The 24,546-nt window shown below is 60.8% G+C and carries 21 protein-coding genes; 11 read left to right on the top strand and 10 right to left on the bottom strand.

The window, feature by feature from the left end; all coding sequences use genetic code 11:
• Window positions 1-18 precede the first annotated feature (18 nt).
• On the top strand, window positions 19-1,572 hold the full coding sequence (locus ACPWR9_RS11645) for a DUF1254 domain-containing protein (RefSeq protein WP_426296795.1): 1,554 nt from the start codon (window positions 19-21) through the stop codon (window positions 1,570-1,572).
• Window positions 1,573-1,576: 4 nt separating this feature from the next.
• Here ACPWR9_RS11645 and ACPWR9_RS11640 read toward each other — a convergent pair whose 3' ends face one another.
• The 5 genes from ACPWR9_RS11640 to ACPWR9_RS11620 form a co-directional block, all read right to left on the bottom strand.
• On the bottom strand, window positions 1,577-2,761 hold the full coding sequence (locus ACPWR9_RS11640; RefSeq protein ID WP_426296796.1) for a porin: 1,185 nt from the start codon (window positions 2,759-2,761) through the stop codon (window positions 1,577-1,579).
• A gap of 126 nt (window positions 2,762-2,887) precedes the next feature.
• A complete protein-coding gene (locus ACPWR9_RS11635) occupies window positions 2,888-4,165 on the bottom strand; it encodes an MFS transporter (RefSeq protein ID WP_426296797.1) in 1,278 nt (425 codons plus the stop codon).
• Window positions 4,166-4,268: 103 nt separating this feature from the next.
• Window positions 4,269-5,207, bottom strand: a complete 939-nt coding sequence (locus ACPWR9_RS11630) for a dihydrodipicolinate synthase family protein (RefSeq protein WP_426296798.1) — start codon at window positions 5,205-5,207, stop codon at window positions 4,269-4,271.
• A gap of 9 nt (window positions 5,208-5,216) precedes the next feature.
• A complete protein-coding gene (locus ACPWR9_RS11625; protein WP_426296799.1) occupies window positions 5,217-5,582 on the bottom strand; it encodes a cupin domain-containing protein in 366 nt (121 codons plus the stop codon).
• A 19-nt stretch (window positions 5,583-5,601) separates the two neighbouring features.
• Window positions 5,602-6,387: an SDR family oxidoreductase gene (locus ACPWR9_RS11620; RefSeq protein ID WP_426296800.1), complete on the bottom strand. Its 786-nt coding sequence runs from the start codon at window positions 6,385-6,387 to the stop codon at window positions 5,602-5,604.
• A gap of 129 nt (window positions 6,388-6,516) precedes the next feature.
• Between ACPWR9_RS11620 and ACPWR9_RS11615 the strand changes: the two genes are divergently transcribed.
• The 4 genes from ACPWR9_RS11615 (at window position 6,517) to ACPWR9_RS11600 (ending at window position 10,824) form a co-directional block, all read left to right on the top strand.
• Window positions 6,517-7,458, top strand: coding sequence for a LysR family transcriptional regulator (locus ACPWR9_RS11615; protein ID WP_426296801.1), 942 nt, complete (start codon window positions 6,517-6,519; stop codon window positions 7,456-7,458).
• A gap of 139 nt (window positions 7,459-7,597) precedes the next feature.
• The gene (locus ACPWR9_RS11610; protein WP_426296802.1) at window positions 7,598-8,740 is read left to right on the top strand and encodes a mandelate racemase/muconate lactonizing enzyme family protein; all 1,143 of its coding nucleotides are present in this window, start codon (window positions 7,598-7,600) and stop codon (window positions 8,738-8,740) included.
• A 192-nt stretch (window positions 8,741-8,932) separates the two neighbouring features.
• A complete protein-coding gene (locus tag ACPWR9_RS11605) occupies window positions 8,933-10,099 on the top strand; it encodes an epoxide hydrolase family protein (RefSeq protein ID WP_426296803.1) in 1,167 nt (388 codons plus the stop codon).
• Window positions 10,100-10,113: 14 nt separating this feature from the next.
• Window positions 10,114-10,824, top strand: a complete 711-nt coding sequence (locus tag ACPWR9_RS11600) for a helix-turn-helix transcriptional regulator (protein ID WP_426296804.1) — start codon at window positions 10,114-10,116, stop codon at window positions 10,822-10,824.
• A gap of 92 nt (window positions 10,825-10,916) precedes the next feature.
• Here the strand turns inward: ACPWR9_RS11600 and ACPWR9_RS11595 are convergent, their stop codons facing one another.
• Entirely contained in the window at window positions 10,917-12,938 is a 2,022-nt protein-coding gene (locus ACPWR9_RS11595) for a glycerophosphodiester phosphodiesterase (protein ID WP_426296805.1), read from the bottom strand.
• A 291-nt stretch (window positions 12,939-13,229) separates the two neighbouring features.
• On the opposite strand from ACPWR9_RS11595, the gene ACPWR9_RS11590 reads away from it, so the two are divergent.
• The 3 genes from ACPWR9_RS11590 to ACPWR9_RS11580 all read left to right on the top strand — a co-directional run bounded on the left by ACPWR9_RS11590 (window position 13,230) and on the right by ACPWR9_RS11580 (window position 17,466).
• A complete protein-coding gene (locus ACPWR9_RS11590) occupies window positions 13,230-13,727 on the top strand; it encodes a sigma-70 family RNA polymerase sigma factor (protein WP_426296806.1) in 498 nt (165 codons plus the stop codon).
• A gap of 99 nt (window positions 13,728-13,826) precedes the next feature.
• Entirely contained in the window at window positions 13,827-14,864 is a 1,038-nt protein-coding gene (locus tag ACPWR9_RS11585; RefSeq protein WP_426296807.1) for a FecR family protein, read from the top strand.
• Between the two features lie 151 nt (window positions 14,865-15,015).
• Window positions 15,016-17,466, top strand: a complete 2,451-nt coding sequence (locus ACPWR9_RS11580; RefSeq protein WP_426297943.1) for a TonB-dependent siderophore receptor — start codon at window positions 15,016-15,018, stop codon at window positions 17,464-17,466.
• Between the two features lie 37 nt (window positions 17,467-17,503).
• On the opposite strand, the gene ACPWR9_RS11575 is transcribed toward ACPWR9_RS11580, so the two are convergent.
• Window positions 17,504-18,859: an MFS transporter gene (locus ACPWR9_RS11575; protein WP_426296808.1), complete on the bottom strand. Its 1,356-nt coding sequence runs from the start codon at window positions 18,857-18,859 to the stop codon at window positions 17,504-17,506.
• Between the two features lie 121 nt (window positions 18,860-18,980).
• Here ACPWR9_RS11575 and ACPWR9_RS11570 point away from each other — a divergent pair, with 121 nt between their 5' ends.
• Complete coding sequence (locus ACPWR9_RS11570) at window positions 18,981-19,991, top strand: asparaginase (protein WP_426296809.1); 1,011 nt, start codon at window positions 18,981-18,983, stop codon at window positions 19,989-19,991.
• 27 nt (window positions 19,992-20,018) lie between these two features.
• A complete protein-coding gene (locus tag ACPWR9_RS11565; protein WP_426296810.1) occupies window positions 20,019-20,726 on the top strand; it encodes a GntR family transcriptional regulator in 708 nt (235 codons plus the stop codon).
• A gap of 73 nt (window positions 20,727-20,799) precedes the next feature.
• Here ACPWR9_RS11565 and ACPWR9_RS11560 read toward each other — a convergent pair whose 3' ends face one another.
• The 3 genes from ACPWR9_RS11560 to ACPWR9_RS11550 all read right to left on the bottom strand — a co-directional run bounded on the left by ACPWR9_RS11560 (window position 20,800) and on the right by ACPWR9_RS11550 (window position 23,244).
• The gene (locus ACPWR9_RS11560) at window positions 20,800-21,189 is read right to left on the bottom strand and encodes a GNAT family N-acetyltransferase (protein ID WP_426296811.1); all 390 of its coding nucleotides are present in this window, start codon (window positions 21,187-21,189) and stop codon (window positions 20,800-20,802) included.
• A gap of 123 nt (window positions 21,190-21,312) precedes the next feature.
• Window positions 21,313-21,693: a TraR/DksA family transcriptional regulator gene (locus ACPWR9_RS11555; protein WP_426296812.1), complete on the bottom strand. Its 381-nt coding sequence runs from the start codon at window positions 21,691-21,693 to the stop codon at window positions 21,313-21,315.
• A gap of 36 nt (window positions 21,694-21,729) precedes the next feature.
• On the bottom strand, window positions 21,730-23,244 hold the full coding sequence (locus ACPWR9_RS11550; RefSeq protein WP_426297945.1) for a lyase family protein: 1,515 nt from the start codon (window positions 23,242-23,244) through the stop codon (window positions 21,730-21,732).
• A 265-nt stretch (window positions 23,245-23,509) separates the two neighbouring features.
• On the opposite strand from ACPWR9_RS11550, the gene ACPWR9_RS11545 reads away from it, so the two are divergent.
• Window positions 23,510-24,532 (top strand): LacI family DNA-binding transcriptional regulator, encoded by a 1,023-nt coding sequence (locus tag ACPWR9_RS11545; RefSeq protein WP_426296813.1) that lies wholly within the window; start codon window positions 23,510-23,512, stop codon window positions 24,530-24,532.
• The last annotated feature ends 14 nt before the right edge of the window (window positions 24,533-24,546 follow it).

Below are 24,546 nucleotides of genomic sequence, written 5' to 3'. Positions count from 1 at the left end.
CTTCAACGAGGTGAAAGAATGAATCCGAATAAGCTGCGACTGTCGCGTCTCTGGTGCTGCGTCATGTCGGTATTTGTGGCGAGTGCGGCGGGCTACGGTGGGAGCGCCTTGGCGCAGAGTCAACTCTCGCAGACGTTGGAATCGAGTCGCGATGCGCTGGCGACCGCGCCGTTTGCGGGCGACTTTCCCACGGCCGAGTCGGCGAAGGCACTCAGCGAGGAGTTGTATTTCCAGCGAGCCGTGCAGGTCTACCTGTGGTCGCTTCCCGCTGTGAACTTGTACGCGATGAAGGAGGGCTCGGAGAAGACCTACGGTGCCGGGTACAACGTGTTGCCGGTGTGGAAGCAGCGGCTCAATGCGAAGACGAAGGTGACCACGCCGAACTCTGACTGCCTTTACGCCATGGGGTACGTGAATGTGGCCAAGGACGGTCCGATCGTCGTCGAGGTTCCACCCAACACGCAGGGTATTCTCGACGACTTTTTCCAGCGCCCGCTGACCGGCCCAACCATCGCTGGCAAAGCCTACAGCGGCGATTTTGGGTTTGTGGGCCCTGATGCTGGCAAGGGCGGCAAGTACCTCATCGTGCCTTGGGACTACAAGGGTCCGACACCGAAGGGGTACTACGTCTACAGAACGCGCACCGACAACGTGCTGGTCTTCTTCCGGGTGTTCTTCTCCGACCCGAAGGATTTGAAGCCTGCCAACGACTTGGTTGCTGCCACGCATATTTATCCGTATGGCAAACGGGATGCGGCCACGCCGATGAAATTCCCGAACGGCTCGACCGATCCGGCCAACATGCTGTTTGCGCACGATGGTGCGTACTTCGACATGTTGGCGCGCTTTGTCGAGCAGGAGCGTGTCGACCCGGCGGATATGGATTGGCGCGGCATGATGGCGGCGATCGGTATACAGAAGGGAAAGCCGTTCCAGCCGACGGCACGGCAACGTGAGCTGCTGGATAAGGCCGCGCGGACGGCGTTCAAGATGAGTAAGACGGAGATCTGGGATGGCCTGAGCACCCAGCCGGGCGGGCGCTACTATCCGGACCGGCAATGGGAGAACGTGTTCGCGGGGCAGAATCCGAACTTCCAGGCGAGCGGCACGTTCACGAACCTGATTCAGCGCAATGCGTACTTCACGACGGCTTATGCGGCCAGTCCAGGCATGGTGGTGGACATGGTGGAGAAGGGCGCCAAGTACCCGTCGACGTGGCGTGACTCGGACGGCAACTACTTGCAAGGCGGCGCGACGTACCAACTGCACTTGCCGCCCAACGTGCCCGCCGCCAACTTCTGGTCGGTGACGGTCTATGACCCGATCACGGCGTCGGGTCTGGATAACGGGCATCCGTTGCCGTCCCTTAATTCGATGGATAAGCCGGCGCCGAATGCCGACGGCTCGTACGACCTTTTCTTCGGGCCCAAGGCACCCGCCGGGAAAGAAGCGAACTGGGTGCCGACCGTGCCCGACAAGGGCTACTTCATCATCCTGCGACTGTATAGCCCGAAGCAGGCGTTCTTCGATCAAACGTGGAAGCCGGATGACGTGAAGCGCATTTCGCAGTAACTCGTCAGAACCGATGCCGGATGCCCAGACGAACCAGCGTCTGGCTTCCGGTAGTCGACGGTGACGACTGGTTATTGATCGAGGCCACCGCTGGCAAGTTGCGTGAGTCCGTGCCGGAGGCCTGTTGATAAGTGCCGATCAGATACACATCGGTGCGGGTCGACAGCAGATAATCGGCCCCGGCCTGGACTTGCCGATAGATCGCCCCGTTGTTACCACCCGCAGCGCTGGCAACGCGACTGCCCGATGTATACGTATAGGCGACGCCCAGTGACAGGGCTGGTGTCAGCACGTATCGAAGATTGGCCTCCACGAGATTGAAATAGGCACTCCCGCTATATTTGGACGGGTTCGGGCCGTTTGCCGAACTGCCCAAGCCGTCGAAGCCGACGTTGGCGTAGACGAGGCCGAAGGTGAGCGGCCCGAAGGTATAGCGTCCGCCAGCGGAGAACACCTGATACGAATTCGCCGACAGGTAGCCGCTGTAGATCGGATAACTGCTGTTCGACACCGTCGCCGACGGCGTGCCGGTGGTGGCGTTGCCGAAGAACGCCACGTTGGGATTGCGTACGTTCAGGTAACCGACGGCCAACGCCAGCGGGCCGCCGTCGTACCCTGCGCCGAGCGACCATACCTGATTGCGGGCAAAGCTCCCCGCCACGCCGCCGAAACTGTACATCGCGCCGAATGAGGCTCCGTTGAACGAGCGACTGCGGAATTTGACGGCATTGTTTGTGCGCACCGTGTTGTTCAGGTTGTCCAGGTCGCCCGGATGGGCGCCGATATTGCCTGACCATTGATTGCCCGATTCGAGCGGGCCGACGAAATCGGCGCCGCTGTCGTTTTGGCGGCCGATGGTCAGCGTGCCGAAGCCGTTCTGCAAGCCCACGTAAGCCTGTCGCCCGAACAGCAAACCGCCCTGACTTGCCTTACCCGACGAGAGATCGAAGCCGTTCTCCAGCATAAACACGGCGCTCAGACCGCCGCCGAGGTCTTCGCTGCCGCGCATGCCCCAGCGGCTGCCCTGCATCACGCCGCTTTGTACGGCCACCGAGCGGGCACCCCCGGCATTGCTGTTGTAATTCACCCCCTCGTCGAGGATGCCGTAAAGGGTGACATTGGACTGCGCACGTGCGTTCGACGCGACCGCGAGCGTTGCCGCGAGCGTCAGCATGACGGTTTTGTTCATGATTGTCGTTGTCGTTGTCGTTATGGGAGTGCCGGGGCGGTCGGCACGAGCGTGCCGATCCGTCCTGTTTTTATAGGAGTCCTACGGGTTTGCCCGATAAAGGGCCGGTGAAATTGCGCCTCGCTTTTAGCGATTCGCGGGGGTGACCGACGTGACTAGCGCGCCCTTACGTGTCATGTAAAGCATGCACGTGACCGCGGCAACAGCCAGAAAAAGCAGCGGCGTCATGGCCGTGGAGTAGCTGCCGGTGTGCTGTTTGATCTGTGCGACGGCGTTGACCATCAACCCGCCGCCGACCAGATTCGCCGTGGCATTGATACCGGCCAGCCCCGCCGCCATGGTGCCCGGCGACAAGATTTGTGCGGACATCGCCCAGAACGGTCCCTTGAACGAATAGGCGCCTACGAGACAGCACGTCAGGCAAACCAGGACCAAGGGCAACGACGACGGCCCGACACTGATCACCGCAAACCCCGAAGCCGTCAGCAACAGCGGTATGGCGGTGTGCATCCGGCGCTCGCCGGTCTTGTCGGAGTGACGTGACCAGAACACCATCGCCACGATCGTGATGGCATACGGCACCGAGTTGATGAAGCCCGTTTCCACATTTGTCAGGCCGAACGACTTGAGAAACTGCGGTTGCCAGACGGCGAGCACGCTGCTCGTGGCGGAAGCCACCGAAGCCAGCAACGCCATCATCATGAAGTACGGGTTGCGCAGCAGTGCCCAAAACCCGATGTGACCCACGGCCCCCGTTTGCGATCGCTCGCGGGCCAGCGTGGTTTCCAGCCACTCGCGCTCTTCGGTCGTCAGAAAGCGGGCTTTGGACGGACGGTCGACCAGTACGTACAACGCCGCGATGCCGAGCAGAATGGCGGGAATGCCCTCGATCAGGAACAGCCACTGCCACCCACGCAGATCGCCGATGCCGTGCATCTTCAGCAACGCCACCGACAACGGACCGCTGATCAGACTGGCCATGGCGTTGGCTGTCGTCAGAATGCCGAGCACGCGGGCGCGGTAGACCTTGGGCATCCAGTACGTCAGATAGAGGATCGCGCCGGGGAAGAAACCTGCTTCGGCCAGGCCCAGCAGGAAGCGCATCGAATACAGGGAGTACGGACCCGTCACGAACGCCATTAGCGAGGAAATAATCCCCCAGGTGATCATGATGCGGGCGATCCAGCGCCGTGCGCCGACACGCTCGAGTGCCAGATTGCTCGGCACTTCGGCAATGAAGTACGCGAAGAAATACAGACTCGCGGCAAAGCCGAACATGGCGTGGGACAGCCCCAGATCGGCATTCATTTGCAAGGCGGCGAAACCGATGTTGACCCGGTCGAGCAGCGCCATGAAATAGGACAGCATCAGGAATGGCACCAGACGCCAAATCACCTTACGCATTGTCGTCCGCTCGATTGCGGCGACTTGAGAGTTCGCTTGCATTGTCTCCTCCAACTTGTTGTTTTCGCGGACGACACGTCAAGGCGTCATCTCGCGGGCAGCCTTAAACTTCGATGCGCAACGCACGTGGGTCTTTTTTCGCGAGCCTTGCCAGCAGCAGCTCGACCTCGGCCATCGCGGCAGGTGTCAGTTGGCTGGCAGGACGCCGCTGCGTGGCATGGCTGAGCAGACCTCGGCGAGCGAGCACGTATTTGCGCACCGCCAATCCGACGCCCGGTTGTTGCTCGTAACGAAGCAATGGCAGATGCGCATCGAACAAGTCGTGCATCTCGTCGTGGCGCCCTTCGGCGTGCAGGCGGACGGTGTCGCACAACATGTCCGGAAACGCATAGCCGGTGTTGGCACCGTCAGCACCGCGTTCGAGTTCGTGATTGAGGAAAAGGCCACCGTTTCCGCAAAGGATCGCAATATCGCGCATCTCGCCGGTGGCGGCAAGGCGGCGCAGGGCGCTGATCTTCTCCAAGCCTGGCCAGTCCTCGTGTTTGAGCATCACGCACGACGGCAAGGCCGTCACGATGCGGCGAATGACGTCCACCGACATCTGCACGGAAAACGTCAGCGGATAGTCTTGCAAGATGAATGGCACGTCGTCGCCGATGGCCTCGACGGCTTGCCGGTAGTAAGTGACGATCTGGTCATCGGTGCGCAGCGTATTCGGCGGCGCGATCATGACGCCGGCCGCACCGAGCGCCATGACCTCGTGGGTCAGCGTGCGCATGGCCGCGAAACCCGGCGCAGACACGCCGACCACGACCGGCATGCCATGACTGCGCGCCACCGCGCGCGAGGCGACTTGCAGCGCTTCGGCGGCGTCGAGCTTGGCGGCCTCGCCAAGTTGACCCAGCACGGTCACGCCTGTGCAGCCCGACGCGTGATAGAAATCCATCAACCGATCGAGCGACGCGTAATCGATGGCACCGTCTTCGAAGAATGGCGTCGGGACGATGGGAAAGACGCCCTTGGCGTCGGCACTCAACAGCATGGTGTCTCCTCAGTAACGCAGGGCGGAACCCGCGACCCAGCCCGGTAATTGGTCAATGCGCGAGGGCGCGGAAAGCTCGTAATAGCGGGCACCTTGCGGACCCACACCGACGACTGCGTGACGGCTCAGCGACCGGAAGTAGACCAGCTGCCCCGGTCCGGCATGGACCACGTCGTCTTCGATTTGGACCGATACCGTGCCCTCGACCACCAGCAACATCTGCTCGTGCGGGTGATGGTGCAGGCGCCCATCGAAAGGCGTGTCCGGCGAGGCGTCGACCCACATGGCAGACATCTGCTCGCCGCAGACGGTCTTGCGCGACATGCCGGGACGCGGCGCGCTGGCCTGTGGCAATTCATCCCATTGAATCAACATGATTTGTGCGTCTCCCCGGTCAGATGCTGGCGATCAGACCGCCATCGACACGAAGCGTCGTACCGGTGATGTAGGCGGCGCGTTGGCTGGCGAGGAACAGCACGGCGTCGGCGTATTCCTCGGGCAGACCGTAGCGGCCCACCGGAATCGACCCTGTGCTTTCCGTGCGTACGCTTTCAATGGCTCGGTGCTCTCGGGCGGCTTTTTGTTCGTCGAGGAACTGGATGCGGTCGGTCGACACTCGCCCCGGCAGCACGATATTGGCTGTCACGCCGTCGATGCCGACTTCCCGTGCGAGCGTCTTCGACCAGCCCACTAGCGAGAGGCGCAGTGCGTTCGAGATGCCAAGGTTCGGGATCGGGGCAATGACACCGGATGAGGTGCTGGTGATGATGCGGCCCCATCGGCGCGAGCGCATGCCGGGCAACACGGCGTCGGCGATGCCGATGACCGACAGCACCATCGATTGGAAATACTGCTGCCACGCTTCGCGCGATTGTCCGTGGGCGGGCGTCGGGGGTGGCCCACCGGTGTTGTTGATCAAAATGTCGACTGAGCCTAAGCGCGCCGCGATCGTCTCCAGATGCGGCGCTACGATCGTCGGGTCCGCCAAGTCCCACGTCAAAGGCAGGGCGCTGCCGCCCTCGGACACTATCGATGCCGCGGTGCGATCGGCTGCCGCCGGATCGAGGTCTGCCACTGCGACGCGAACGCCTTCACCGGCCAGTGCGCGAGCGATGGCAGAACCTAGTCCGCCGCCACCGCCCAACACCAACGCTGTCTTGCCCTGAATTCCCAAATCCATACGGTGTCGTCTCTCTGTGTTGATGCGCATGTCTTGCGCTTACAGCGAACATTAGCGACACTTCCGGCATCCGTAAAACGCATTTATCGACGCAATTCTTCTGATTTTCAGATTAATGGAATGACCGCCATGACCACCACGACCAAGCCGTTGCCGGGCGCTATCACCGAAATCAACTTGCGATTGCTCCAGACATTCATGTTGGTGGGCAACACTCTGAGCTTCCGGGCGGCGGCGGAGCAGACCCATCGTTCTCAGTCGGCGGTGAGCACGCAGATCAAGCAATTGGAAGCGCAGTTGGGCATAGCACTACTGCACCGGACAACGCGCAGCGTCGAGTTGACGGAGGAGGGCATCGAACTGTTGGCCGGGACGCGGCTTGCCATGCACGAGGTCAACCAGCGGTTGCGCAAGATCCGGGAATCGGCAGACATTCGGCGCGGCCGGGTCTCGCTGGCTTGCTCGCCGTCGGTCGCGGCCACGCAGATGCCGCACATTCTGTCGGCGTTTCAGGCGATGCATCCGCAGGTCAGCATCGCTTTGCTGGAGTTGCATTCGGACGAGATCTTTAAGGCGGTTCGCGAAGGGCATGCCGATTTCGGCATCGGGCCGCGCGTGGCGTCGGCGGGGGACGACATTCGTTTCGAGCCGATTCATGAAGACAAGATCGTAGCGCTCGTGCCGCGAACGTTGCTTCCCAACTTCCGTAAAACCATTTCGCTGGCCGAGTTGTCGGCGATGCCGCTGGTGATGCATGCGAATGGCACCGCCATGCGGAAGATGATCGAGGAGGGGGCCAGCGCGCGAGGTCTCATCATCGAGAGCGCGTATCAATGCATGCAGATGCAAACGCTCGTGTCGATGGCGGCTGCGGGACTGGGGGCTGCGATCTTGCCCGCATCGGTGATCGTCGATGGACCGCCAGCCGGGACGCAACTGCTACGACTGGTCGAGCCGACGATGAGCCGCGACATTTGCGTGAGCACTGTGCGCGGCCGGCCGTTGTCGCCAACCGCTGAGCAACTGCTGGCGCTGGTGCGCGAGCGGGTGGGGCGCATTGATGCCGATTGATTTGATCGTTTGGATGATCTTAAAAACAGAATAATCACTAGATATTTTGCGATTATCAGATCAATGAAATTGCGTCACGCTAGGGTCCTGCGTGTTGCCTGACAGGTTGGCGCACGAACAACACCAAAGGACCCGTTTCATGAAAATCGTACGTTTTGAAGCTCACCACTTAGCCAATATTCCGATTCAACCGCCGCCGTTCCGCAAGTTGCCGAACGTCGAGCACGCGTTGATTTTGGAAATCGAAACATCGGATGGTCACATTGGCTACGCGATGGGTGGCTATACGCACCCGGTCATCGTCGACTTCTTGAACAACCACGCGGCGGCCTTGATGGTGGGCCAGGACGCGACTTGTATCAATCGTGTGACGGCACGGTTCGATCGTCACTCCGTTGTGCGTTTTATGGGGCGTGCGTATCTGTCGGCACTGGGGCTGGTCGACGTCGCCCTCTGGGATTTGCGCGGCAAGGCGCTCGGCGTGCCGGTTCACAAGTTGCTGGGTGGGTCGCGCGACAAGGTCGAGGTCTACATCACGCACGGTGCGGCCTATGGTGGCGCACCGGTCTACGACATCGAGGAACTGGCGGCTGAAGCTAAGCATCTGGCCGAGTTGGGCAATCTGCACCTGAAGAACACGGTGGGTCGCCAGCAGGTACCGGATCCGGCGGACGACTATCGCCGTATGAAGGCCATGCGCGAAGCCGTTGGGCCAAACGTCAAGCTGGCGATGGACGGCAATGCGCGTATGACGGTTTCCGAAGCGACGCGTCTGTGCCAGATGACTGAGGAGCTGGGAATCTCGTTTATCGAGGAGCCGATCATCGATAACGATCCGGTACAGTTGCGCGAGCTGCGCGAGAAGACGTCCATTCCGGTCGCGGCGGCCGAAAATCACAAGTACTCGGCGCGCGACTTGCTCGTGAACAATGCCGTGGACGTGCTCCAGCCCAATGTGACCAACGATGGCGGCTATACGGCTGGCTTGCGCATCGGCATGTTGGCGCAGGCGTTCGGTCGCGGCATCAGTCATGGCAACGGCAGTGGGCCGCACAACATTGCATTGCAGGCAGGGCTGGCCAATGGCGGGCTGGTCGAATACCACTTTCATAAGTGGATGGCCTACAACGCGATCTTCGAGAGCGTGCCGCAACCGGAGAACGGCTATCTGCACGTTTCGCAGGCGCCCGGGCTCGGACTGAACCCGAAGCCGGGTCTGATCAAGGAGTTCAAGCAGGTCGATCGCACGTCGTTGTTGTTCACACAGCCGGGCGCGATGTAATCGGTGGCGGGTGCAATGTTCGTTGGGCGACGCGCGGAGGTGGGCGAGGAGGGCGGGGGGCCCTGTTTGCACTTGGCGTTACCCGGATGTGGCACCCGCCGATGACGTGCGTTTCAAAACCGGGTGAATGGTGACAAAACCTGTCCTCGTCATGAAGTAACTTAGGCGCTCCATCCAACGGACCTAACGACGATGACCGGCGACAACATAGTACGAACGCTGATCCAGCATGGAACCGCCGATTCAGCCATTAAGCCGATACACGTGGCGATCCCCGATGAAGTTATCGATGATCTGCACGCGCGCCTCGGGCAAATTCGTTGGCCCGATCAGATCGAAGGGCAGGATTGGCGGCAGGGGACGGAACTAGGTTTCCTTCAGCGCCTTTGCGAGCACTGGAAGGGGCGCTTCGATTGGCGTTCTGCCGAGCGTGCGCTTAACGCTTTGCCGCAATTCCGAGCGACGATTGACGGGGTCGGCTTATATCTTGTGCATGCCCGATCGCAGCGTCCTGATGGCGTGCCGTTGCTTCTAGTCAACGGGTGGCCAAGTTCAATCTTTGAGTATCTTGAGGTTGTCCCGCGCCTGACTGAGGCTGGCTTTCACGTTGTAATCCCTGCGCTGCCAGGCTATGGATTCTCTGACCGCCCGACGACGTTTGGAATGAATGGCAGTCGGATTGCGGAGCTATTTACCGCACTGATGCGCGAGCTCGGGTACGAGCGATTTTTGGCGCACGGTAGCGATATGGGCGCCCAGGTGGTGAATGCGGTACGGCAGTATCAACCGGATCGCCTGCTTGGCGCGCACTTCAGCAATGTTTACTGGGGCTACCCACGCCCAAGCGATCCGACACCTGAGGAGCAGGCTTTCTTTGGTCGAGCGCAAGGCTGGCAGTTCGTTGAAGGCGCTTACGCCATGCTTCATGGAACCAAGCCACAGACCTTAAGTTACGGACTCAATGACAGCCCAGTTGGGCTCGCGGCTTGGATCGTCGAGAAATTTAAATCTTGGAGCGATGGCGATCTCGAAAACGTCTACGGACTCGATGGCCTATGCGCAAACCTCACCCTATATTGGGTAACCCAAACGCTCGGATCGTCGATTCGGTTGTATGCCGAGTCATTCAGTGACAAAAAGCTCAAGCAGCCACCCGAGCGCGGCGCGGTACCCGTGGGTGTGATTGTGTTTCCGAAGGACATTCTGCCGGCACCAAGAGCTTGGGGCGAGCGCTGGTATAACATCGTTCACTGGACCGAAGCTTCGTCGGGCGGCCATTTTGGTGCCTGGGAAGTGCCCGAACTATTCGTACAAGACTTGCGTGCGTTCGCTAACCAAGTATTCAGTCGCCCAGAGTAAGAGACGCCCACTGGATGTCCAAAAGCCATCGCCTGTTTGATCTCATGCAAATGCTCCGACGACACCATTTGCCGGTGCCGGGACATGAACTTGCGCGTGAAGCGGGCGTTTCGTTGCGAACCATTCGCCGCGATATTGCGAGTTTGCAGGCTTTGGGAGCCGATATCGAGGGGGAAGCCGGGGTCGGCTATGTGTTGAAGCCGGGCTTTTTGCTTCCGCCGCTGATGTTCACCGTGGAGGAGCTTCATGCTTTGATGCTTGGTGGCGAATGGGTTCGTAGACAAACTGACGACAGTTTCGCGCTGGCTGCGCAGAACGCACTCACCAAAGTAGAAGCGGTACTGCCGGCCGAATTGCGGCTGCAACTCCATGACAGCCCGTTTTACATCGATCGTGGGGAGACGCCACCGGAGTCCGTGGACTTAGCAGTGCTACGGCAGGCCTTGCGCGAACAACGTAAGGCGATGATTTCCTATCGGGACTTCAACGGCAAAGCCACGAAGCGCACCATCTGGCCGATTACGCTTGGATTCATCGAAAACGTTCGTTACCTGGCGGGCTGGTGCGAGCTACGGAAGGATTTCCGGATTTTTCGCACCGAACGTATAGAACATTTGGAATTGCTGGCGGATCGTTATCCTGGCCGCAGACGAGATTTGGTTAAGACGTGGCGATCACAGGTCAACGAAGCCGAACGTATGTCTGATGGTCCGCACGAAGGTTGATTGCACTGATTCGTTGGCAATCCTTTATTCGCATAATGTACATTATGTTAAATCGTGTATTTGTGCTGTTTTTGAACACCCACTACTCACTATTAAGGCGGCGGCACGCCAACCACGGCCCCCACGCCTCCCACGGGTAACCCTGCGGCCGCGCCAGGCACCGCACCGCCTGGGACTGCACCCACCGGTGCCACCGCGGCCGGAACCACCGGAGCGACCAGCGGCGGCGCGATGGGCGGTACCGGTCCGCCAGCGATACGGGCGCGAGTATCTGCTGCCCGCTCAGGGAAATCGGTTAAGACGTGGGTTCTGTTGGCCGGTGCCGTCGGTATCGCATGTTGTGCCGCCAGGTGCGTATCCCGCTTCTGTCGAGCCAGCTCCACTCGCATCGCGTACTGAAACTTGGTCTTGCGGGAGCGCCGCTTGCTCGCGAGATCCGGTGCCACGAGGTCCGCATTGATCGCATCTCGATTCGCTGCGTAAATAGCATCCTCATCAGCGGCGCTCGATACATTCAAGCCAATAATGGCATTGACTGCCGCCGGCAAATCCGGCCACAGGAGCGGCGTCACCACCGCCCCGTTGAGCAACGAATTCTCCGCCCCCAGGACATAGGTCGAAACGTGCCGTGAAACTTGGTCGTCACGTACCTGCGCGGCAGTCGCCAGCGAACCGCGATATTCGTCAATTCTGTCGTCGGCCACAGCGCCAGGGGGCTTGCCCAATCCGACGATCAGGCCGCCAAGTTGCGATTTGGTCGATCGCTTGGCGGCGTGCAGTTCGACGGCAGCAGGGTCGCCGTTGAACATAATGATCTCGAGATTGTGGGAAGTGGGATTCGCCTTTTTGAACTTGCTGACGGTCTTGGCGGTGACGTCGATGACGTCGTGCGCGCCGACGTTATGGCCCTTCATCTCGATTTCGACGCGGAAGGCCTTGCGGGTGTGGGCCGCATAAGCCGTCGCCACAGGTAAGGCTGCCGTGAGCAGACCGTTCAACGTCATGAACGCCGAGGCGTCCTCGGCCTCACCGGCGACGTGCACGCGCCGCTTCATGGCCCCTAACTCGGCAGCCGTGTAGTGCTCGATCTTTGCGTTGTGCGCCGTCGTGCCGCCGGGGGCATCGGCAGGTACCGCTTCGGTCTCAAACACCGCGCGTCTGGCGGCCGACATTTGATCGTGGATATTGCTGTCGTGACTGAGCATCGCCACGCCATCCTTCGACAGGAAAACATCGCACTCCACGCCGTCGATGCCATCTAAGTTGTCCGCACTCGCCGCATACGTTAGCGCCGTACGAAACGCCGCCGGCGAGTTTTCGGTCGGACGTGCACGTTCCGGATCGTCATCCGGGATTAACCCCCCGAACGTACGATTGGTCGCTCCCATCGCACGATGCGCAATGATCGACATGCGTGCTCGTTGCATCATCGCGAATCGCAAGTCTTTCAGCTTGGTCGTGATCGCCGGAGTGGGTGTCTCCAGATTGCTCCAATAGTCCAGCGGCCCGAGCATGGCGCATTGGTCCGCTTGCTGTGCCGTTTTGTCGGGATTCGCGATGACTTCATCGAGCACTGTCTCGGAGGCGGCACGAATCGCCCCCTTCTGCGCACCGGCGCCAATCGATGCGGCCGCTACGGGGCTGGCATTGATTTCTGCGATGGCTGCTTCGAGCGGTGCCCTAACGCGGGCCATGATGTCGATGGGAAACAGCACGCCCGCAATCCGGTTGATCTTGTGGTACGACTTATGCGCCATGTGACGCTGGTCGATCTGATGCCCCGCCGGACCCTGGTTCTGTTTCTTCGCCCGGCCATCCGCGTCAAGGCCGGGGTTGTATCGGTCCGCCGCTAATTGCAGTACCGGCTCGCCACCCCTCGCTCGCTGTTGAATGACTTGAGACCCGCGCGGGACGTGAGCGTGCATCAGCGCTCTTAATTGCGCAGTATGTTGCGCATGCGGTGCGCTGGCGGACATTGCATTCAACTCGCGTTGCGCACCCGATGTCGGCCGATTATCGACGAACTGAAATGCCTCGCCGTCACCGCTACGGGCGCCACCTTCCGTCGTCTGTTCAGCTATCGATGCTTGCGGCTTATGTTCGTAGGTACTCATCAGAACCCCATACGTTATTCTTTTGCGCGATCTGGGGCATGATGCCCGACTTCGCTTTGGTATCGCAACCTAACAGGCGCCCTATCCGACATCCCGGCTCGCCACCCTGCCGTGTGCCCGCCCACTATTGACCTGAACTAAAAATGAAATGATAATCAATCGCGTTTAATTTCTATGTTCGGTACCCCGAACCATTCCGTTCGGCCGCAGGCTCTCCGTGCTTTTCTTTGACTTTCGTCGTCTTGTCGCCTTCCGGGCCGGTTCATCCGAGCGCTTTGCGCTGCTCGTTTGATGGCAAGTTCCGCACGCCCTCGGGGGATCTTCGCGTACTACGACGAGTTACTACGTACGTGGACAGGAAAGCTCAGTAACCGGCATCAGGCTGAAGATCTGGCGCAAGACTCGCTGCTGCGGGTGCTGGAGTTGGATAAGCCACCGGATCAACCACGCGCTTACCTGCATCAGACAGCGCGCAACATCGCCATCGATGCCTACCGTCGCGACGGCGGCCGTGAGCAAACGACGCTCGACGCACTCGCGGAATTCGAGGCCACGACTGGCAACCCCGAGGACGAAGTTCACGCCTCGCAGCTCGCGCATGCCATTGAAGCCGCGTTGTCCGAACTTCCCCTGAAGTGCCGACAAGTTTTCATTTGGCAGCGAATCGACGGTTGTACGCAGCAGGAAATCGCCGAGCGGCTCGATCTGTCGAAAAATATGGTCGAGAAGTATATGATTCGGGCGATGAAACATCTGCGCGAACGTCTCGGCCCCTTGGCGCCGCAATGAAGCGCTCGGTCATGTTCCACCTCCCCTATTTCCGGCGGCCCAGCCAACAGCTCTCTCAAATGCGCGGCGTTTTCCCTGCTGATTCCCCTGCCCTTTTCGATGCCAGCCTCTGACCGTATCCGCGAGGAAGCCGCGCTGTGGTTCACCAGAGCGTGCAGCGGCGAATTCTCCGACGCCGACCGCGCGTCGAGAGACGCTTGGTTAGCGGCCGACCCTTTGCACCGCGCGGAATATGTAGCACTAGAACGTGTTTGGCGTGCGGCTGCCACCGTGCCAGCTGAGCGTCTGCGCGCGTTGACCGAACCGGCGCTCGGCGCGTCGGGCATGCCCCGGCCGAATCGCGGCACCGCAACCCGATGGGTGGCCGCCGCATGCGTTGGCATCGTTGGCATCGCACTCGGGACCCTGTTGTTGACTACCACGCGCGACTTGCCGGGAAGTGTCGCCAAGGTTGCACCACCGAACACCTCGCTGGCACGCGTCCAGGAGATGTCGACCCGACCCGGCGAAAGGCGCTCCGTGACGCTCGACGACGGCACAGTCGTGGAGCTCAACACGCGTACACGCATTCAGGTGAACTACACCACTGCGCTGCGCGAGGTGACGTTGCTTAGCGGTGAGGCGATGTTCTCCGTGACGCACGACGCCTCGCGTCCATTTGTCGTGGACGCCGGCTCGGGGCGCATCACGGTCACCGGGACCCGCTTTGACGTACGCCGCGTCGCGACCCAGGTGAGCGTCGCGGTCGAGTCGGGGGCGGTCAAGGTGCAAGGCGTGCCATCACAAAATGCGCCCACGCCAGCGTCGACGTATGTGTTGCTCACGAAGGGCCTCGGCACCACGGTTCGTCCTGATGGCGCCGTGGCCTCGGCCAGTCCGGTCGATCTCTCGACGGCGCTTGCCTGGCGCGACGGCAAATTGGTCTTCCGCAACGCCACGCTCGCCGACGTCGTGAGCGAAGTGTCGTTGTACCGACAATCTCCGGTGATCGTCGACAGCAACACGGTCGGCCAACTTCGCCTCACCAGTGTGTTTAGCGCAGACAACACCGACGAGCTACTAGCCGCATTACCGCAGTTCCTGCCGGTCAAGGTGCAGACGCTTGCCGATGGCAGCGTAAAAATTTCGTCGAAGTGATTCAGGTTTTGGTCCGGCGTTTCGTCTTCTGAGAGTTCGCCTTCGTTGCTGAGTGGCGACTCCATCAAAATTCGAAACGAGACCAATAGCCGTGACAGGTTCTACACACGCCCGCCGTTCCCGATCGCGCCGTCCGCAGACGGCCGCGTCGCTGATTTTCCTCGCCGCACTGGCAACGTTGAGCAGCCAACCCGAGCGTGCCGCAGCGCAGAGCGCGAACTCTGGGACCGCAGCAAAGGCTGGGGCCGCCGTCGAAGTCAACGTACCGGCACAATCGCTGTCCGACGCGCTCGTGCTATTCGGACGTCAAGCGAACCTGCAACTCTTCTTTTCTCCCGACTTGGTGAGCGGCAAGCGCGCACCGGCCGTGCGCGGCGTCATGACCGCAGAAGCTGCCTTGTCGGCGTTGCTTCAGGGTAGCGGCATCGATTTTCGGCGTAGCGGTAATCAGGGTTACGTGCTCGTGCGGGCCTCGGAAAAGCAAGCCGAGGCGCCGGTTTCCGCCCCCCAAAGTCCGATGGCATTGGCACCCGTCGAGGTGACAGCGTCGCGTACGTCGAGCGATCTCGTGCGCCCGACGCGTCAGGCGACCGTCATCGAGCGAGCAGAACTCGACGAGCTCAAGACCGCTTCGGGCAACCTTGCGACCGTGCTCGCCAAAGTCGTGCCGGGGATGGCCGATTCCAGTCATACCGTGACCGATTACGGACAAACGCTTCGCGGCCGAGGAATGCTGGTGCTGCTCGACGGCGTGCCGCTCAACACCAACCGAGACTCGGCTCGCAATCTCGCTAACGTCGATCCGGCGCTCGTCGAGCGCATCGAAGTTTTGCGCGGTAGCAGCTCGATTTATGGCGGGGGCGCTACGGGCGGTATCGTCTCCATCACGACGCGGCCCGCCGGTGGTGAGCCCAAAGCGGATACCACGGTATCGTTGACCTCCCCGCTATCGCGGTTGCGCGCGGACGGCTTGAGCGCCGATATTCAGCAGCATTTCTCCGGCAGCTACGACATGCTCGACTATGCGTTCGACGTTGGCGGCCGTCGTATCGGCAACAGCTATGACGCCCGTGGCAATCGCATTGCGCCGGAGCCGAGCCAGGGCGACCTGTTCTCGTCGAACAATTACAACGTTGGTGGAAAACTCGGCCTGCGATTCGCGCCGGACCAGCGGGTGCAATTGTCGGTGAGTCATATCAATTCGTCGCAGGACACAAGCTATGCGTCCGATCCGTCAGTGGCACGACTGCCGGCTGGCAGCGTGCCTGCCCGCGGCATCGATGGGCTGGTGCTCGACGACCAGAACCAGATTCGCAATACGCTGGTGAATCTCGAGTACGAACACCGCGACCTGCTAGGAAGTCAGGTGTCGGCGCAGTTCTACTATCGTGATTACTTCACGCGGTTCACGCCCTTCGACGCGCGTGCGGTGGCCACGCGGGGTGGCAACGTCGATCAGACGATGCAGGACTCCATCGTCTTCGGCAGTCGTCTGACGATCAAGACCCCCTTTGGCGCCGAGAAGAAGACGCGATTGGTGTGGGGCATGGACTTCGAGCAGGAAAAGAGCGACATGCCGCTCGATATCTTCGACCCAAAGCTGTATGACGCGAGCGGTGGCCGCGTCTTCCGCAAGATTGGCGAAGCGACCTATCTGCCGCCGCTTACCACGCGCAGCTTGGGCGGCTTCGCGCAGCTTCAGCACAAGTTCAACGACCATTGGTCTGCCGAGGGCGGCCTGCGCTATCAATACGCGACGGCGAGCTATAACGACTTCGTGCCGTTGTCGCAGTCCAAAGTCGCGAACCCTGTGAGCGTGCAAGGCGGCACGGTGAACTACAACGCCGTGCTCGGCAATGTCGGCGTGACCTATTCGCCGATCAGGGGCCACGAGTTTTATGCGGCGTTCAGTCAGGGATTCAGCCTGCCGGATATCGGTGTGCAGGTTCGCAACGCGCGTCCTGGGTTCGACATCCATTCGTCCGACCTGCGTCCGGTCAAGACGAACAACTACGAGCTGGGGTGGCGTGGTGTTTTCGGCACCACGCTGACATCGCTGGCGGTGTTCTATACGACATCGGACCTGGGCGACGTGCAGAGCTTCAACAACGGCTTGATACTCACGCGTACCGCCGAGCGGATCGTCGGTGTCGAAGGCGCGGCCGACTATTTGTCGGAAGACGAGCGCTGGGGTTTGGGTGGGACGTTCACCTGGATGCAAGGCCGTGAAACCCCACAGGGGGCGAATAGCCAAGACATGAGTGGCTACCGCATTCCGCCGCTCAAGCTAACCGGTTATGTCCAATTCAAACCCGATCCGAAGTGGAGCAACCGGCTGCAAGTCACCTACTTCTCCGGGCGCGACTATCGCCTGAACGGCGCGAACAGCTTTGGTCGAATGGACGCCACGAGCTACACGACGGTCGACGTGATCAGCCGTTATGAAGTCACAAAGCGAGACACCGCGACGATCGGCATTCAGAATCTGTTCAACCGGTACTACTACCCGCTGTATAGCCAGCTTCTGCGTAACAGCAACAATACGAGCCATCTGCCAGCGCCGGGCATCACGCTTACCGCGACGTATCAACACCGGTGGTAAATCAGCGACCACGCCGAGACCCGGCGTGGTCACACGATCAAGCCGATACCGTCTTCGTGTCGGTCCGGCCGGTGTTCGGGCCCACGCCCGGACGCACTTGCAGCATGGCGAACACGCCCACCGCCGTTGCCACTGCGGTGGCGACGAACATCGATGAATAGCCGTACTTCGCCGACAAAATACCGGCCAGCGTCGGGGCAAGCACGGCGGCGATGTTCGCGATGAAGTGCATCAAACCGCTGAACGTCCCCACGCGCGTCGGCGCTGTGTCGATCACCACCGCCCAATACACCGAGTTTGGCAGCGCGTTGAGGGCGTTACCCAGCGTCATCAGTGCAATCACGGCCCACACGCTCGTCGCCTGCGAAACCATCAGGAAGCACAACGTCGTGCACGTCAGCGCCGCTGCTGCGAACCAGCTACGTGCGATGACCAGCTTGCCCGTCTTGCGATACAACCAGTCGGAAATGCGCCCACCGAGCAGCACCGTCACGCACGCGCCCGTCCACGGAATCATGCCGATGTACCAAAGCGACGACAGCGTGAAGTGAAACTCGTCGGAGAGGTATTTTGGGGTCCAGGTGAGCAGCATGAAGTTCACGTAGACGAACGCGAAATAGCCGATCGAATTGAACACGAGCGTTTTGCTCTTGAAGAAGCTCCACCACGGCATGTCAGTGGCAGCCGTGGCGGCCGACAGCGTCTGCGCCGGACGCCCTGCCCGAATCAGCGCCGCTTCGGCCGCGTTCACACGCGGATTGTCTTCCGGACGGTTCGTATAAACGCGTGCGAACAAGGCGATCAGCACGAAGCCGGCCAAGCCGAGCACGACATACATCGTTCGCCAGCTATCGGTGAGCAGCAGCAGACCGACGGCAACCGGGGCCGTAAGCAGCGCGCCGAGCGGCGTGCTCAACAGCCCGATCGACACCGCGAAGCCGCGCTCCGACGGCGACGCCCACGCGGCCATCGTCTTGTTGATGATCGAGTACGCCGGTCCTTCGGCGAAGCCAAACAGCACGCGAATCGTGGCGAAGCCAGTCAGTGCCGAGCCACCGAATACCGCAATCCCGAGGTCGCCCGCCCAGATCATGGCAATGGCGAACACCGACCACGCGATGCCCGCAATCACCCATACGGTCTTGGCGCCGACGCGATCGGCCAGTGCCCCGCCGAACAGCGCACCGAACATATAGCCGTAGCCGAAGTAGCCAAGGACTGCGCCCCACCCTGCCCGATCGAATCCGTATTCCGACGTGATTTGTGCGGCCGAGTACGAAATCGCGCCGCGGTCGATGTAGTTCACGAGGGCGATCACCACGATCAGCGCAAATATCGCGAACCGATATCGCGTCGCTGCGGCGCTCGGGTGCCCTGCTGTTGTTGGTTCCATGAAGTCTCCTAGGTGTTGATTTCTCTGCAAAGCGCCCGATGCCCTTCGCAAACGATTGTCGATTATATATAATGCACAATGCATATCAACTGAAATCAAAAACCTCTTCTCCTTGCCAACCATGTCCAACTCGCTTCCCGTAGTCGCCGTCGCCTCGCTGGGCGGGACGATCAGCATGACGCCGTCAGACGCTGCCGGTGGTGTCGTCCCTACCCTCGACGCTGCGCAGTTGACGAACTCCGTCCCCGGCTTGTCCGCTGTGGCGACCATCAAGGCAACATCGCTTCGTCAACTGCCGAGTGCATCGCTGGGTTACGGCGATCTGATGGCCGCCCTCACCTGGGCCGAGCAGCAGATCGCTGACGGCGCCAGCGGTGTGGTGCTCACGCAAGGCACCGATACGCTCGAGGAGACGGCGTTCCTGCTGGATCTGTTCTGGACGTTGCCGCAACCGCTGATCGTGACTGGCGCGATGCGTGCGCCTCAAGCCGCCGGCGCAGACGGTCCCGCGAATCTTTTGGCAGCGGTGCGCACGGCTTCGCATCCCGACAGCGTGGGACGTGGCGTGCTCGTGTTGATGAACGACACCGCTCACTACGCGCGTTGGGTCAGCAAGGGCGATGCACTGGCCGTGCAGGCGTTCGTGTCGCACGACGGTGGCTTCGCGGCGCGAATCGTCGAAGGACGCCCGACGTTTTTCCACGCCAAGCCTGCTCGCCCGCAACCGTTGGCGCGCCCGGTGCGTGATTGGCCCAAAGTCGCACTCGTGACGGCGGTGTTGGGTGACGACGGTGAAGTGGCGGAGATGGCCGTCAACGGGGGCTACGAGGCGGTTGTGATTGCCGCGCAGGGTGCGGGCCACGTCTCGTTCGGATTCGCCGAACGTATTAGCCGCCTGACGGCGCAAGTGCCGGTGGTGATTGCCAGTCGTGCGGCAAGCGGGTCGACGGCGTCGCAGACGTATGGCTATGTCGGTGCCGAAATTGATCTCGCCCGGCGCGGTGCGCATCTGTCCGGCTGGCTGTCTGCGCTCAAGGCGCGTTTGTTGGTTGTGGCGTTGCTGGCGTCGGGCGTTGCGCCCGGAGCGCTCGGAGAAGCGCTGGCAAATTGGAGTAAACTCACGCGTCAATAATCTTCACATGGCACCCCTTTGAAAAGCATGTCCACCGCATCTGCCAGCGCGTCCGGCTCGTCTGGCCGTCGTCGACTCACGGCATATCAATATGCCATCGAGACACTCCGCACCGAGATTCTGCAAGGCAAGTTGAAGGCGGGAGACCGCCTTCGGCAGGACGATCTCGCGCGCCGTCTCGAGATGTCGACGACGCCGGTGCGTGAAGCGTTGCGCACGCTGGTCTCCGAGGGGCTGGTGTTTTTCGACGTTCACCGTGGTGCCGTGGTGCGTGGTCTTACGATCGACGACGTCAACGAGTTGTACCACCTGCGTAAAACCCTCGAACCGATGATGGCCGAGCAAGCGATGGCCACGATTCGGGAAGAGGATATTGCGCATGCCGAAGCATTGCACCTCGAGATGGCAGCGACGTCGGACGTCGTCAAATGGACCGAGTTGAATCAGGCTTTTCATGCGGCGCTTTGGGCGTCGCAAGACGATTCGCGTCTGGCCCACCTGATTAAGACGTTGCGTGACGCGTCGGGGCCGTACATCGCACTGTCGTTGTATATGCGCCCCGTGCACGTCGATGTCAGCAATCAGGAGCATCAGAAGATGCTCGACGAATACCGTGCGCGTGATGTTAAAGCGGCTCGGCGTCACACGATCGATCACCTCGACGCCACGCTGCACATCATCATCAAAGCCATCGAGCAGACCGAGGCGGAAGCTGAAGCGGCTGCGCAAAACTGACATCCGGCGGATGTGTGCGACCCAAGGGGATGAGACGGTATTGGAGCAGGTGCAGTCGGTCTGTTTGATCTAGTTAGATACGAAGATCTGCGCTACGCCCGTCCGGTGTGCGACTGACGAAGCCGACTGCCGTCCAAAAGGCGATGATGGGTCTCGTCGAGTCTTCCTCGTCCGCGACCTTTTCCACGCAAACCTTCTGCTTATTCATCTCCCGCGCCGCGTCCACTACTGCGTTACACAGGGCTCTCGCGTTCCCCTTCTTGCGCTCCTTTCGGCGAACGAAGATAGACACTATCTCGATTGCATCCTGCCGAATTTTTAGACGAACCGGCTCGAAGAATGCGCTGTGCTCGACCGAACATAACAGGTTCCCCTGCGCGTCGGTTCCGGTCAGGTTTGCCTGCGCGGTTGCAAGCCGGGTTTGCAAATGGTTTTGAAGTATCTGTAATTGTTGTTGACTCAAGATAGTTCCTTGCGGCCCTGGATTCTTAACCGTGGTGTGCTTGGTTCGGCGCGTCTCACGTTTTCGGGAGTATCGAAATCCCGCTAGCGCTGTGAATATTGCTTTTGTGGCAAGTTGAACACATCACCGCCCCGCATCCCGCCGGCTTTGCTCCTCGACGGTCAGAATCGCCTCCGGCGCCACTTCAAGCCGCCCTTGCGGAATCGGGTCGCCGCTCTCGTCGGAGAGTCCGTAGGTACCCTCCGCGATCTTCGCCAACGCCCGTTCGATATCGGCGATACGGTTGTCGTTGACGTTGCGCAGGTTCTGGTTGACTTCGTCTTGTGCCAGATCCTGCGCGTCGTCTTCGAATTCGTGGGCTTCGTCGCCGTGCTCGGATTGCAACGATGCCTCGTCGGCGATCGTGTTTTCCTCGCCGCCAAGCAATTGCTGGCGCATGGCTTCGAGTCGCTTTCGCTGCTGCTCAATGAACGCGGGGCTGAGTGTCGATGAAGGCTGGGACATGAGGCTCTCCTATCGTCTTACACGGCCGAGAATGGCCTAGTTCGCCGGCAGATATCGGCGGAAATCGCTATCGAGCGACGCCAGCGACCGGTCGATGGTCTGACGGTGCGTATCGATCCATTTGCCGTCGGCATCCAATTCGCTATCGGTACGCGCCAGCATACGCTTCATTTCAGCCGGTTGCGGTCCGCCGGACGTTGCGCGATGCATGACGATTGCCGTCGGGTCGAGCGTCGCGCGGAACTGCGCCTCGGTCATCGGCAGATCGCCGCCGCTCACCTGCATTTCCGTAAGCGTCTGTTTGTAGATGCGCTGCGCTTCGGCGTAGGGGAAGTTGCTCGGACGGAGGTCGTGCGCCTTCGCGTAGTCGACGATCTCCGACGCAAAGTGATGCCCCACGCGGAACGGCAGGCCATGCTCGCGCATTAGCACGTCGGCAACCTCCTGCGACGCGGTCCAGTCGCTGTCAAGCTCTTCGAGTGCGCGTTGCGGATCGATCACCAGCGCGTTCAGCACACGGTCCCAGCGCTTGAGCAGCGCCGTCGTCCGATCCAGCACCGCCATGTTTTCATCGATATGCTTCGCATCGTTCATTCCGGGCGGGATGTTGTGTGCGGCGATCGCACGCCCCACACCGAGCGTCACGACCATCGACGCGGCGGTGCGCGTGTCGTTGAGCAACCCGGGGTTGCGCTTTTGCGGCATCGCGCTTGAGACATAAGTATTGCCTCCCCCTTCACGCAGCAAAATCCATGGCCGCGGCTGCGCGTACTGCACCATCACGTCTTGCACGAAGGCCGACGTATGCAACGCAATGCTCGTCGCCACCGCACCGATCTCGACCGGCAAGTCCGTTGCCGCGATCTGCGACGCATCGTAGGCGTTGTCGACCTTGTCGGCAAAGCCGAGCGCATGCGCCATCTTGTCGCGATCGAGCGGCCAGCTCGTGCCATTGAGCACCGTCGTGCCCATCGGCGATAGGTCGACGCGCGCGTACAGCTCATGCAATCGCTGCGCATCGCGCTGAAGCCCTGCCACATACCCCAGCAGGTAGTGGCCGTAGCTATTCGGTTGCGCAGCTACGCCATTGGTGTAGTTTGGCACGATGGTCGCTTCATATTGCTGGGCAAGCTGACGCAGTGTTGCCGTTGTGGTGCGCAACTGCGCAGCGAGGACGAGCAGTCGGTCGCGATACATCGCCGCACGCACTGTCGCCAGCATGTCCTGACTGGAACGCCCGGCATGCAACAGCGTCGCCTCGACACCCGCCGCCTTGATGAGCAGCGGCTCGAACGTGATGACCAAGTCCGGGCGCGCCCCGCCGGGCTGGTCGCCTGCGCGCAGCACGGCGTCGAGTCCGGATGCGATGTGCGGCGCGAGTGTTTTATCCAGCAATCCCTGGCGGGTATTGATGACCAACGACGCCTTGTTAATCTCACCCAACCAGAAGAATGCATCGCGCTGAGGCGTCGCAGTCGCAGGGGTGGTCGCGGCGGATGCGGTGCCATTGGGCGCGTTCTGCGCCAAGGCGGGAACGGAAACCATCGTCATCAGGCACAGCCCGAACCCAGCAATTTTTTTCTTGTGCACCACATGTCTCCTGATCGTCGAGGCGTCCGAAGGGGGATCGGCGCCGGCGTTATTGTGCAGGCGGATACCTTACTCCGGTCGTCGTCTATGCGCTACATTCGGGGATCTACGAATCGATGAGAACCGCGCAACGCTTAGCGCGAATCGCCGACACCGCGTGCCTCATGAGTAAAATACGCATCTGCCCTGTTAGCGTGCGGTGCGTAAGACCGCCCCATCCAAAAATATGACGCAAAAGAAACGGACGACTCTGAAAGCGCTGGCCGACTCGATTGGCGTTCACTCGTCCACGATCTCGCGGGTGATGAATCCCGAGACGCGACACCTGATCAGCGACGACGTCGTCGAAAAGGTGCTCAAAGCCGCGCGTCAGCTCAATTTCTCACCTAACCGGGTGGCCTCTGCCCTGCGCACCAAGCGTTCCGGAATCATTGGCGTCGTGCTGCCGGATATCGGCAATCCGGTGTTTCCGCCGATTTTGCGCGGTATCGAAGATGAACTAGCCAAGAAGGGCTTCATTCCGTTGATTGCCAACGCGGAAGGCGGAAAAGAGCGACAGCGTTTCGTCATCGACCAGATGGCCGGGCGGCAAATCGACGGCCTGATTCTCGCGACGTCGGGCCGCAAGGACCCCATCCTCGAGCACTGTCTCGAAGAGGGAATTCCGGTGGTCGTGGTCAACCGCAGCGAAGACAGCGGCCGCGCTTCGTGCGTCGTAAGCGACAACCAATTGGCGATGCTCCTCGCGGTCAAGCACCTTGTGTCGCTAGGTCACTCAGCAATTGCGCACGTGGCAGGCCCCAAAGACTTGTCGACGGGTTACGAGCGAAAGGTCGGCTTTCTCGATGCACTCAAGGAGCAAGGTCTCAAAAAGACAAATTGCCCCGTAGTCGAATCCACCGCCTTCGCACGCGCCGAGGGGCGCACAGCATGCGATACCGTACTGGAACGCTATCCCGGGACGACGGCTATCGTCGCCGCCAACGACTTGCTAGCGCTCGGCTGCTACGACGCGATTCGCGCACGTGGCCTCAAGTGCCCGGACGACATCTCCGTGGTCGGCCACAACGATATGCCGCTGATGGACTCCGTTTGGCCACCCATGACGACGGTGCACATCCCCCTCTACGAAATGGGTGTTCGGGCCGCCGCACTGATGCTCGACAGTCTCGACGCCAGTTCGAAGACGCAAATCAACGTCGTGCTGCGCCCCGAGCTCGTCGTGCGCGAATCGACGATCGCACGATAATCTTTGACTGGCGC

Origin of the sequence: Pandoraea pneumonica (genome assembly GCF_049918595.1) — a bacterium.
In the GTDB taxonomy this organism is placed as follows: Bacteria; Pseudomonadota; Gammaproteobacteria; order Burkholderiales; family Burkholderiaceae; genus Pandoraea; species Pandoraea pneumonica_A.
Note: the sequence above shows the minus strand (reverse complement) of the source record. Positions and strands in the feature narration are given on the sequence as shown.

Excerpts from the sequence above, each read along its gene's own strand:
- ACPWR9_RS11610 (WP_426296802.1), top strand. The coding sequence starts at position 7,598 with ATGAAAATCGTACGTTTTGAAGCTCACCACTTAGCCAATATTCCGATT.
- ACPWR9_RS11615 (WP_426296801.1), top strand. The coding sequence starts at position 6,517 with ATGACCACCACGACCAAGCCGTTGCCGGGCGCTATCACCGAAATCAAC.
- ACPWR9_RS11555 (WP_426296812.1), bottom strand. The coding sequence starts at position 21,693 with ATGTCCCAGCCTTCATCGACACTCAGCCCCGCGTTCATTGAGCAGCAG.
- ACPWR9_RS11630 (WP_426296798.1), bottom strand. The coding sequence starts at position 5,207 with ATGCTGTTGAGTGCCGACGCCAAGGGCGTCTTTCCCATCGTCCCGACG.
- ACPWR9_RS11570 (WP_426296809.1), top strand. The coding sequence starts at position 18,981 with ATGTCCAACTCGCTTCCCGTAGTCGCCGTCGCCTCGCTGGGCGGGACG.
- ACPWR9_RS11620 (WP_426296800.1), bottom strand. The coding sequence starts at position 6,387 with ATGGATTTGGGAATTCAGGGCAAGACAGCGTTGGTGTTGGGCGGTGGC.
- ACPWR9_RS11605 (WP_426296803.1), top strand. The coding sequence starts at position 8,933 with ATGACCGGCGACAACATAGTACGAACGCTGATCCAGCATGGAACCGCC.
- ACPWR9_RS11625 (WP_426296799.1), bottom strand. The coding sequence starts at position 5,582 with ATGTTGATTCAATGGGATGAATTGCCACAGGCCAGCGCGCCGCGTCCC.
- ACPWR9_RS11600 (WP_426296804.1), top strand. The coding sequence starts at position 10,114 with ATGTCCAAAAGCCATCGCCTGTTTGATCTCATGCAAATGCTCCGACGA.
- ACPWR9_RS11585 (WP_426296807.1), top strand. The coding sequence starts at position 13,827 with ATGCCAGCCTCTGACCGTATCCGCGAGGAAGCCGCGCTGTGGTTCACC.
- ACPWR9_RS11595 (WP_426296805.1), bottom strand. The coding sequence starts at position 12,938 with ATGAGTACCTACGAACATAAGCCGCAAGCATCGATAGCTGAACAGACG.
- ACPWR9_RS11550 (WP_426297945.1), bottom strand. The coding sequence starts at position 23,244 with ATGACGATGGTTTCCGTTCCCGCCTTGGCGCAGAACGCGCCCAATGGC.
- ACPWR9_RS11545 (WP_426296813.1), top strand. The coding sequence starts at position 23,510 with ATGACGCAAAAGAAACGGACGACTCTGAAAGCGCTGGCCGACTCGATT.
- ACPWR9_RS11645 (WP_426296795.1), top strand. The coding sequence starts at position 19 with ATGAATCCGAATAAGCTGCGACTGTCGCGTCTCTGGTGCTGCGTCATG.
- ACPWR9_RS11575 (WP_426296808.1), bottom strand. The coding sequence starts at position 18,859 with ATGGAACCAACAACAGCAGGGCACCCGAGCGCCGCAGCGACGCGATAT.
- ACPWR9_RS11565 (WP_426296810.1), top strand. The coding sequence starts at position 20,019 with ATGTCCACCGCATCTGCCAGCGCGTCCGGCTCGTCTGGCCGTCGTCGA.
- ACPWR9_RS11635 (WP_426296797.1), bottom strand. The coding sequence starts at position 4,165 with ATGCGTAAGGTGATTTGGCGTCTGGTGCCATTCCTGATGCTGTCCTAT.
- ACPWR9_RS11590 (WP_426296806.1), top strand. The coding sequence starts at position 13,230 with ATGGCAAGTTCCGCACGCCCTCGGGGGATCTTCGCGTACTACGACGAG.
- ACPWR9_RS11640 (WP_426296796.1), bottom strand. The coding sequence starts at position 2,761 with ATGAACAAAACCGTCATGCTGACGCTCGCGGCAACGCTCGCGGTCGCG.